Genomic DNA, 2,759 nt, shown 5'->3' on the forward strand with positions numbered 1-2,759 from the left:
ACCGAGCTCGCCGTCACCTACGTCACCGGATCGGGGACATTCTCCAACACCGACGCGCTCACCGTTCAATTCGTCCGCACCGGCGACCAGGGCGCAGGCGATCTCGTTGCCGCGAACAATCTCTCAGACGTCGCGAATGCAGCGACCGCCTTCACGAACATCAAGCAGGCCGCGACGGCATCCGCCACCGGCGTCGTCGAGCTTGCCACGGATGCGGAAACTATCACCGGAACGGATACCGCGCGTGCTGTGACGCCCGCGAACGTAGCGGCGGCGGCTGTCGCCAAAACCGGCGGCACCATGACCGGCGATCTCACTATGTCCGGGGCCTCAATTTTCGACGCCAATGCGTCCATCGCAGCGCACGCGACGACGATGGACCCGTGGTCGCTCGGCAACTATGTGACTTTGACCGGCGTGGCCGTGACCTTCTCGGCGATGGCGAACGCTCCGCAAGCGGGCGCCGAAGTCGAGCTTTACATGAACGCCGCCCACATCTTCACCGACGGGGCGGTGTTTGAAGTCGACGGCGATGCGAACTTTACAGCGGAAGCCGGGGATCGCGTTCTTCTTCGCGCCAAGAGCACGACTGTATTCACGGTGCACCCGAGGAAGAAAACGGGGCAGGCGGTGGGCGCCCCGGCGGCAGCTTCCGACACGGCCGCCGGCATCGTCGAGTTGGCGACCGTTGCCGAGACCAAGGCGGGCACGGATACCGCACGCGTCGTCACACCAGACAGTCTTGCCGAAGGCGGGCAGTTGGACGGCGTGCCGGGCACTGACCACACCGCCAACGGTCCTCAGACCAATTCGTTCGTGGCGAACGGCTCCTCGACGGTGATGGACCTCGTCTATCTGAACTCGACGAGCAAGTGGGCCTCGGCTGACGCCAGCGCGGCCACAACCGCCGGCGGTGTCATGCTGGCGATCTCGCTTGCAACCAAGTCGGCCGACGAAGCCATGAATGTGGCGCTGCCGGGATCATTCGTGCGGGACGACACCTGGAACTGGACGCCGGGCGATGAGCTCTACGTTTCGGAGACGGCTGCGGCGATAACGGCGACAGCGCCAACGACGACCGACGCGGTGGTGCGTGTCGTCGGATGGGCCGTTACGGCCGATGTCATCTACTTCAACCCATCGAGCAGTTGGATCACGGTGACCTAGATGGCGACGGTAAAAACCATCTCGGGGACAGCCATCGCCAGTGTCAAGACCGTGAGCGGCGTGGCCATCGCCAGTGTCAAGACCGTGAACGGCATCGACGCCGTGGTCCCCTGGGTTCTAACCCCGTCCGGCCTGTGGATCGGCGACACCCCATCGTTCACGCTGGACACCGGCACAGTCACCGCCGATGCGAGTGACGTGAACATTCGTACAGCATCGAGCTTCATCGCCGCATCGCAGGATTTCGATTTCCAGATGTTGTGCGGGACGTGGCCTGCGACGGCCGGTCACGGGCTCATCATCGGCTTCTCGCCCAACTTAACCGGCACGGGTGCGCAAGCGCCGGGAACTACCAATCCGATAATGTACGCGAAAAATGCGGCGGTGGCCGATGGATGGATGAACGATAACGACGCTGTCGATGGCGCGCAAGCTGCCGGCTGGATGAGCGAGCTTACAATCGGCATCTCGCGGCGCGGCGATACGTTTTACGGCCTGATCGATAACGCACTCGATCACACATTCACCGGCGACACAGGCACAGACGCGGGCAACCTGTTCATCGGTGCGCCCGGTGCGGGCTCCGGCTATTCGGCGACCGTCATACGCTACCGGCTCGGGCCGAACCTTCCTGCAATTTCGTGAGGACGATATGACCGCTATTCAATCCGGGACGATGGCCGACGTTGTAACGGCGTTCGACCCCGAGACATATTTCTCCTACGATCTGCACTTCGATCTCGTATGCAGCGCCGACGACAGCAAGGTCATCCTGCAATTTTCGTCGGATGGCGGCGAGACGTGGCATACGTCCGATCACAAGTGGACGTGGGTGAAGTGCGACAACACCTACCCGGCATCGGGAACACCCGAGGGGCTGGGGTCCAACGGCTATGGAGGAACGGACGGGCTCTATCTCGGTCGCATCGGCAACGGGTCGGGAGAAGGGATGCAGGGGCGCGTAACGCTTGTCCGCCCGGAATTGAGTACCCGGCGCCGCGCGAATTGGGAGGCCGCCAGCTCGTTGACCAACGGCGGCGGGCAGAACGAGCGCATGTATGTCGGCTCGGGCGCGTACACCCCGGCCAATTCCCCGATCAATGCCGCGCGGTTCGTTGCGGAAAGCGGGTCCCTGACCGGCTCATGGAATCTTTCCGGCGCTGAAATCGGAACCCCTGTCGGCGCGCAAGAAGACGAGCAGCCGGTCGCTACAAACGACACCGACGTTGCGACGCAAAACACGGCCAAGCCGATCTCGGCTGCATTTTTGCTGGCGAACGATACGGGCGGCAATCTCTCGCTGATCTCGGTGGGCAATGCGTTGAATTGCACAGTGTCGATTGTCGGCGGCGACGTGTCGTTTACACCCGTGACGGATTTCATAGGGACTGCGACTTTCGACTATACCATCAGCAATACCGTCGGGAGCGCGGTTGGCACGGTGACGGTTACGGTGTCTGAGGCGTCGATCTGGACGAACCTGACCGGCGCGGATTTCGCCAACGGCGATACCGGATCGTTCTCGTGGTCAGGGTCCACAATCACCGCGTCAGCAAACGACAAGAACGTCCGCACGTCGGCTGGCTTCATTC

3 protein-coding genes are annotated in these 2,759 nt (G+C 62.6%); all 3 read left to right on the forward strand.

The window, feature by feature from the left end; translation table 11 throughout:
* The coding region (locus Q8P46_03700) for a hypothetical protein (protein ID MDP2619269.1) at positions 1-1,167 on the forward strand (1,167 nt) is incomplete at its 5' end.
* A complete protein-coding gene (locus Q8P46_03705; protein ID MDP2619270.1) occupies positions 1,168-1,812 on the forward strand; it encodes a hypothetical protein in 645 nt (214 codons plus the stop codon).
* Between the two features lie 7 nt (positions 1,813-1,819).
* On the forward strand, positions 1,820-2,759 hold a 940-nt coding region (locus Q8P46_03710), incomplete at its 3' end, for an Ig-like domain-containing protein (protein MDP2619271.1).

The organism is Hyphomicrobiales bacterium, from assembly GCA_030688605.1.
Classification (GTDB): domain Bacteria; phylum Pseudomonadota; class Alphaproteobacteria; order Rhizobiales; family NORP267; genus JAUYJB01.